The organism is Geodermatophilus africanus (genome assembly GCF_900107105.1).
GTDB lineage: Bacteria > Actinomycetota > Actinomycetes > Mycobacteriales > Geodermatophilaceae > Geodermatophilus > Geodermatophilus africanus.
Genome location: NZ_FNOT01000030.1, coordinates 1 through 6,425, shown reverse-complemented (window position 1 = coordinate 6,425; position 6,425 = coordinate 1). Strand labels below are relative to the sequence as shown.

General features: G+C 67.9%; 5 protein-coding genes and 1 other annotated feature. Of the genes, 2 read left to right on the top strand and 3 right to left on the bottom strand.

Going from position 1 to position 6,425, the window contains the following annotated elements:
* Nucleotides 1–474: 474 nt before the first annotated feature.
* From BLW63_RS24990 to BLW63_RS26475, 3 genes are all read right to left on the bottom strand, one after another.
* Nucleotides 475–969 (bottom strand): hypothetical protein, encoded by a 495-nt coding sequence (locus BLW63_RS24990; RefSeq protein WP_091162232.1) that lies wholly within the window; start codon nucleotides 967–969, stop codon nucleotides 475–477.
* A 574-nt stretch (nucleotides 970–1,543) separates the two neighbouring features.
* Nucleotides 1,544–2,518: a hypothetical protein gene (locus tag BLW63_RS24985; RefSeq protein WP_139263819.1), complete on the bottom strand. Its 975-nt coding sequence runs from the start codon at nucleotides 2,516–2,518 to the stop codon at nucleotides 1,544–1,546.
* 42 nt (nucleotides 2,519–2,560) lie between these two features.
* Entirely contained in the window at nucleotides 2,561–4,726 is a 2,166-nt protein-coding gene (locus tag BLW63_RS26475; RefSeq protein ID WP_139263817.1) for a WD40/YVTN/BNR-like repeat-containing protein, read from the bottom strand.
* A gap of 598 nt (nucleotides 4,727–5,324) precedes the next feature.
* Between BLW63_RS26475 and BLW63_RS24975 the strand changes: the two genes are divergently transcribed.
* A complete protein-coding gene (locus tag BLW63_RS24975) occupies nucleotides 5,325–5,642 on the top strand; it encodes a transposase (RefSeq protein ID WP_170856971.1) in 318 nt (105 codons plus the stop codon).
* Nucleotides 5,603–5,731: a sequence feature (AL1L pseudoknot), on the top strand. It overlaps the preceding gene by 40 nt.
* Nucleotides 5,639–6,373 (top strand): IS3 family transposase, encoded by a 735-nt coding sequence (locus BLW63_RS24970; protein ID WP_139263813.1) that lies wholly within the window; start codon nucleotides 5,639–5,641, stop codon nucleotides 6,371–6,373. (Overlaps the previous feature by 93 nt.) The genes BLW63_RS24975 and BLW63_RS24970 overlap by 4 nt, the downstream gene beginning before the upstream one ends.
* Nucleotides 6,374–6,425: the final 52 nt, after the last annotated feature.

The window sequence follows — 6,425 nt, the reverse complement described above, 5'->3', positions numbered from 1 at the left end:
AGGACACCCTGCCGCGCTGCCGCCGCGTGCTCGGCCCGGTCCACCCGATCACGGGATACCTGGCTCAATTCGCCGTGACCGACCATCCCCCGCTCGGCGACGAGGCCACCGAGGACGACACGAGTCCGCCGCGGTGACGATCCATCCCCCGCCAGGGTCCGGGGGGCTCGGTGCCCCCTGCTCATCCTGCCGGACGATGCCGCGGAGGTGGGGTTGTACAGGGTGTCTTAGCCTTCCAAGCTGGCCATGCGGGTTCGATTCCCGTCACCCGCTCCACGCGAAACCGCAGCTCAAGCGGCCGGTTAGGTCCTCTGGAGGAGTACTGGAGGACCGTCTGAGAGTCCCGTATTGGGCCCCTGGAGACCCCTGTTTTCCGCTCCATTGGTCATGAATTGGTCACGCCGGCCGGGCCCAGACGGCCAGGTCGCAGCCCTCCTTCGCCTGTCCCGGGGCTTGCCCGTGACCCACAAGTGGTCACGCGGTGAGCTCGAGGCCCTGCCGAGCGGCAACCCGCCGAACGATCTCCTCCACCGGGACCGCGAGGCGCGCGGCTGCGGCACGGCTGTAGATGACGACGGCAAAGACGGCGTACTGCCACAGCGGGGTCTGCCACCAGCCGGCATCGCTGAGCAGATCGGGCTGCAGGCCGCCGCGCATGCAGGCGGCGGCGTAGACGGCGTACTGGCTGTTGCGGTGCTCCACACGGCCGCGGAACGTCACCTCGGGGAGGAAGCGCTCGTGCAGGCCCTCATACTCCAACGGCTCGACGCCGGCCGGGCATGCGAGGTCGAGCGCCGTGACGGCCAGCTCGAGCAGAGCCACACTTGGCGTGAACCAGCCGGGCACGTGGCTGGGAGCCGCGGCCGCCACGAGGTCGTAGACGTCGTCGCCCCGAGCCAGCCCGGACAGCACCGCAACCTGAGCACGGCGATGCAGGACGTCCCGGTCGATGCGCTGGCGCTTCGTCACCGCGACATCGTCACCCGAAGGCCACCCCGAGGACGCCGCCCAGCCCACTGAACCGGGAGCCCGGTCGGGGAGGCGAAAGCTAGTACGACAGGCGGCGCCTTCGACAGGTCAATCTGACGGCTAGGACACGTCTAAATCCGGCTGCCCGAGATCGTCAAGGACCGCTTCGTGCCCCGCGCGTCTGGGGTCTTAAGGCAACGGTCCGCCGCGGGAGCGCCCCAGGATGTGATCGACCGGCGCGGCTTCCCCGCCGAGCGGCGTCGTCCCCGATTGATTGGGCGACCGGACGGCGGTGGCGCCGTGCTGATGCGCCCGGCTCATCGAGGCGTCGACGCTAACCGCCCAGTCGAGCTCCCTGGCAGCGTCGACGCCGGCTTGCGGCGCGGTCAGGATTCAACCCAGGTGCCGTCGAAACTGGATGGGGGATGCCGCTTCCGGACCCGTCTGCCACACCAGAGCCTCCACTGAGCCCGGGGCGGTTCAGTCCGGCGGAATGTCGAAAGCAACCGGTGTCACGGTGGACGGCGCAAGCCGGCTCGAGAAGAGCGGGGTTCCTGACCTCTCAGGACCCAGATCACGGCGGTGGCGCCTCGCGGTCGGTGATGTCGCGCACCGGCTGGCTCCAGCGAGGCTCGCCGCTCTGTAGGTCGATGGCGCGGACCTGTGCCGGCTCTTCGACGAGCGCATCGCCTTGCCGGTGCACGTGGGGCTCCACTACGTATACGACCTGGGAACCGCTGACGAGGAAGGGCAGGAAACGCACGTGTGAGCGGATCGCGCCCACCTGTTGGCCGCTGCTGCGGTCGAAGATCCTCCACTGGTATTTCTCCCACACCGACTCGTCGCCGAGCCGTTCACTGATCAGGACGTGGGAGCCGTCCGCGGACAGAAACTGCGGTTCGGGCAAGCCGGGAAGTGGTGCCGTGGTTTCCACCGGTGCTGCTGCCGAGGGCGTCACGGGGGTCGGTTCTGTGAAGGACTCCGGCGACGGCGGCGCGATCGTCGTCACGGTTCCGTCGGTGAGCCCTACCCGCACGGCGCCGCGCTCGATGACCACCTCGGCTCCCGGCTCTGCAGTCGCGGCCCCGGGCGCCACCTCTGCGGAGGTTACGGGTGGCGCTTCCTCGCCCGGCAAGACCTCTAGCGGACCCCAAGCAATGCCCTGCAAGGGTCGCTCCACGAACTCCCAGGACACCGAGGCATCGGTTTCCAGTGGCTCCGCGTGCGCGATAAACGAGCGGTTCATGCTCTGGCCGATCGTGGGTTGCACTCCGGGGGGCAACTCCACCCGGCTGCGCATGACTGGCGTGCCGCGTTGGCGGGTGTCTAGGGCGACGATGGCGAGTTCGTTGGCGGGTCCCGTGGGTTCGGCCTGGCTGACGAGAAGATTTCCGGATACGGCGAGCGGCTTGGCCGCGTCCTGCGAGTGCCAGACCGCTTCTCCGGTGCCGAGATCCAGCGCGACGACGCCCCCGCCGGGACTCATCGCGTAGACCTCGCCGGAGTCACGATCGACCACTACTCCAGGACTGAGTTCGAAGCTGGTCACGGGGTCCCTCTCCCTGTGCGGTCTCGATGGTCCTGAACGACATCAAGGCACGGGCGCTGGGAGGGTGAGCGTCCACGCGCCGCGGCCCAACGTGCCGGCCAATAACACCCGGTCCTGCCCGCTATACTGTAGGCGCAGCACCGGCGCAAGCGGCAAATCCGTGCCAAGTTTGCTCCACACGCTGAACGCGGGCCCTGCGGCGACGAACACCCCGCTGTTTGTCCCTACCACGACGGAGCCACCGCCCAGGTCAGGGCAGTAAACGACCGACCGCAGCACGGCAGCGCCACGGGCCGGTAGGTTCCCTGTGACGATGTTCCACTGCCCTCCCGCGTCGGTGGTGCGAAACACCTGAAGTGCGTCGATGACGAACGCGACACGCGGATCGTCCGGATCCACCGCGATCCCAACCACGGTGGCAGCTCCCGGATACGTCCCCGATGCCGTGAGCGGTGTCGGACGCGCCGCGGTCCGGACGAAGACGCTAGAGCCGCTACCGATGTAGAGGACGTCGCTGTTGCCTGTCGCACCGTAGGCGATGGGCCCGCTGCCATTGACTTGCAGGCCAGGTGCTATAGCCGTCAGCGTGTCTCCCTGGTCATCGGATTCATAGACTCCGTTCGTCGCGCCGATGACCAGTCGTGTCGGTGCCACGCGGTTGAGCTCCAGAGGGGTGTAAAACTGTGCAGCCAGTGGTGGCCCGCCGCCCAGTACGCGCAAGGCCACTGGCGTCCGGCTCTGTAGCATCCCTGCGGTGTTGTAGACCTCTCGTCTCAGCCCCCCCAGGAACTGGAAACTGGAATAGCGCGTGGACCGACCGGGGGTGCTGATGGCATCCACCGCGACGACACCGCCGTCACCGGTGGAGACACTGGGCCATCGCCGTGCCGCATTGACCAACTGCTGCGGACTGCCGGTGTCCTGCGCGCCGCCGATGATAGTCCGGCAATTGGCATCCCAGGCGACGGAATGAAACTCGGTCACCTGGAGATCCCCATTCATTGAGAACCAGTCGCCATCGCCGCGTTGCGGCCGGGTGTGCCGGTAAATTCCGCCGTCGTCGGACTCGATCAGCATTCCATTGGGAGCCAATGCCATGTCTCGGGAATCCGCATGAGGCGCGCTGCCGGAGGCCGTTCCGGAATGGGTCAATGGCGTCGATTGAGCACCTGGCGGGCGACTGGCGTCGATGCGGAACAGTCGGCCAGAGAAGTCCCGGGCACCGATGGAGTTCGGAAAGCGCGGAGCTCCGGGCAGCTGTGCGCCCTCAGTGAACGCGGGTTGCCGGTCGCCTCCGACATAGACGATGTCGGGGTTATTTCGATCGGCTGCGATGGAGAGGTGGATGCTAGCCTGCGCGCCCGGATGTAGACCGAAGACGACACCTCCGGCTTCCGTGGTCCTCGGCAGATCGAGTGAATTCCAGATCGCTCCGCCATTGCCGGAGCGGAACAACCCAGCCAGACGCCTGCTTGCACCGCAGATGGCGACGTAGACGTTGTCGGCGGTGCCGATCGACATTCTGATGTTGGTCGATCCCGGCAGCAGGGCGTCGATTGCCGGGTTGCTGATTTTGCTCCAGGTTGCACCGGAGTTTGTGCTGCGGTAAAGACCACTGTTACCCGCATGTGTGTATAGGCGGGCAGGATCGGCGGGGTCGCCGGCTAGATCAAAGGCCGGGCCGGCGGGCAACCCGGTGCCCGGGGCGCCGGACACCAGCGTCCAGGTGACGCCGGCATTGGTACTCCGATGCACTCCGGCGGTGTTGTCACTGGCGAGGATGGTATTGCCGCGCGGAGCCACACCGGTGACGTGCAGGGGACGCACAGGATCAATTTGGAGCGTCGTCCAGGTGGCCCCGCCGTCGACGCTGCGGAGCAGGCCGATCAGCGCACCTCCCGAGCGCGCGTTGCTGCTGAAGCGCCCGGTTCCGGCAAGCAGGGTTAGATGCGTGGGATCGGTCGGATCGATCGCCAGCGCACCGAAGGAGAGTGACCTCTCGAGATCGGTCAGGGGTTGCCAGGTCGGCTGCGCGGCCATCGCATTAATCGTGCGCCAGATCCCCCCGTTCACCGCTGCGGCATAAACGACAGCGGAGTCGACCGGATGCACGGCAAGAGCCTGGATTGCGCCCACCACCTCGCCGTCGAAGATGTTCTCAACCTGGCCCCGGGTGATCGGTTGCGGACCCTGTCGCTGCCACTTCATGCCCAAATGCTGCCGCGCAACGAGCAGGCAGTCAACCTTGGGCCAACTCACCGGCCCCTGCGGTGACGCGGCGTTGACGATCCGGTGACGCCCAATGCCTGACTCTGCAGCGATTAAGCTTAGGCGTAGTGCGTGTATCGACCGGAAGTACCGAGAAGATGCCCGGCACCCTCGTGTGATCGAATCGGGACGATGATCCGCAGCGATGAGGGTCTCACCAGCGATCGCGCTGAGTTGAGGTGAGCAGAGGGCTGCGGCGGCGACCGCGCTGATCCTCCAGGAGCAAAGGGTGACCCGGTGAGACGCCCGCCAGTAATCAGAAAGGCACGAACGCGCTCGGTAGGTGCGCTCAGCGCGGTAAGCAGCCCGTTGCAGGTCCGGTGTCGGTGCAGCACCGCGCTGCCGGGCGAGCGATTGACGGGGTGTGCACCCCGACCCCGGTGCCGGTGTAGCCCTTGTCGGCCAGCACCGGCAGTCCCCGGGCGGCATACGGGTACGCCGCCGGTAGCACCAGTTCGCGGGCGGCGGTCAGGTCGTGGCCCCACCTGTCCCGTACCGGGTCTGATGGAGGCTCTCAATCCACGTGAGGATGAGAGTCATGGCGGCACCGAGGAAGTACCCCGACGAGCTGCGGGAGCGGGCGACCCGGATGGCGGTGGACGCCCGGCGGGACCCGGCGACCCGGTCGGGGGCGTTGAAGCGGATCGGCGAGCAGCTGGGCATCAACCCCGAGACGCTGCGCAACTGGGTCGTCCAGGCCGAGATCGACGAGGGCACCCGGCCGGGCAACACCACCGACGATCCCACCCGACTGGCCGAGGTCGAGCGTGAGGTCCGCGAACTGCGCCGGGCGAACGCAATCCTGAAGAGCGCGTCGGCTTTCTTCGCGGCGGAGCTCGACCGCCCCTCCCGCTGATCGTCGCCTTCATCGACGGCCACAAGCTCGAACACGGGGTCGAGCCGATCTGCCGCGTCCTCACCGGGGCCGGCGCGAAGATCGCCCCGAGCACCTACTACGCCGCCACGTCCCGCCCGCCGTCGGCGCGGTCGGTGACCGACGCGGCGACCACCGAGGTCATCGAGCAGGTCCACAGCGACAACTACGGCGTCTACGGGGTGCGCAAGATGCACGCCGAACTGCGCCGGCAAGGTCACCGGGTGGCCCGCCGCACCGTGGCCCGGTTGATGCGCCGCGAGGGTCTGCGCGGGATCAGTCGGGCGAGGGGCCCGCGGACCACCGTGCCCGGCAGTGGCCCGGACACCCGCCCGGACCTGGTCGACCGGGCGTTCACTGCGACCGGCCCGGACCAGCTGTGGGTCGCCAACATCACCTACTGCCGGACCTTCGCCGGCTGGATGTATGCCGCCGTTGTCATCGACGTGTTCTCCCGCCGGGTGCTCGGCTGGCAGCTGTCCCGCTCGCTGCGCACCGACCTGGCGCTGGATGCCCTGGAGATGGGCATCTGGACCCGCCGGCGGGCCGGCCGCGACGTCGGCGGGCTGGTCCATCACTCGGACAAGGAATCGCAATACGTCGCGGTGCGGTACACCCAGCGCCTGGCCGAGGCCGGCGCGGTCGCCTCGGTCGGCTCCACCGGTGACAGCTACGACTGTGAGCATGAAGGGGTCGCTGCGGCGGCGGTCTGACCCCTGTTACGACCGGCCCTGTGGGTGCCTTCGCGTTGACGTGTCGACCGCC

What these genes read in the sequence shown, in the direction of transcription:
- BLW63_RS24975 (WP_170856971.1), top strand. Translation starts at nt 5,325, where the DNA reads ATGGCGGCACCGAGGAAGTACCCCGACGAGCTGCGGGAGCGGGCGACC.
- BLW63_RS26475 (WP_139263817.1), bottom strand. Translation starts at nt 4,726, where the DNA reads ATGAAGTGGCAGCGACAGGGTCCGCAACCGATCACCCGGGGCCAGGTT.